We start from the raw sequence: 668 nt of genomic DNA on the forward strand, positions 1-668 counted from the left end.
GGCGGCGAGAAGATCCGCCAGACCCTCGAAGATGCGCGCGGCCTCATCGTGGGCCAGCCCATCGGCCGCCACAACGCCGTGCTCAACAGCCTGCGCAGCGCCTTTGCCAACCGCGACAGCGCAGGCCGCGGCCAGCAGACCTTCGACCTGCGCGTGACCATCCATGCGGTCACGGCGGTGGAGGCGGCCTTGCTCGACCTGCTGGGCCAGCACCTCGAAGTGCCGGTGGCCGCACTGCTCGGCGAAGGCCAGCAGCGCGACGCCGTGCAGATGCTCGGCTACCTGTTCTACGTGGGCGACCGCACCAGGACCGACCTGCCCTACGAGAGCGACCCCGGCGCCGCCGACGACTGGTTCCGCCTGCGCCATGAAGAAGCCATGACGCCCGAAGCCATCGTGCGCCTGGCCGAGGCCACGCATGCGCGCTACGGCTTCACCGACTTCAAGCTCAAGGGCGGCGTGCTGCGCGGCGAGGAAGAGGTCGAAGCCATCCGCGCGCTGCACGAGCGCTTTCCCAAGGCGCGCGTCACGCTCGACCCGAACGGCGGCTGGCTGCTGGCCGATGCGATCCGCCTGTGCCGCGACCTGCACGGCGTCATGGCCTATGCCGAAGACCCCTGCGGCGCCGAAGGCGTGTTCTCCGGCCGCGAGGTGATGGCCGAGTTCCG

Annotated in this window: 1 protein-coding gene; it reads left to right on the forward strand. The window is 70.5% G+C overall.

What is annotated here, in order from left to right:
* On the forward strand, positions 1–668 hold a 668-nt coding region (locus IB278_RS33570; protein ID WP_318646735.1), incomplete at both ends, for an enolase C-terminal domain-like protein.

Origin of the sequence: Variovorax sp. VRV01 (assembly GCF_014852545.1) — a bacterium.
GTDB lineage: Bacteria > Pseudomonadota > Gammaproteobacteria > Burkholderiales > Burkholderiaceae_C > Variovorax > Variovorax beijingensis_A.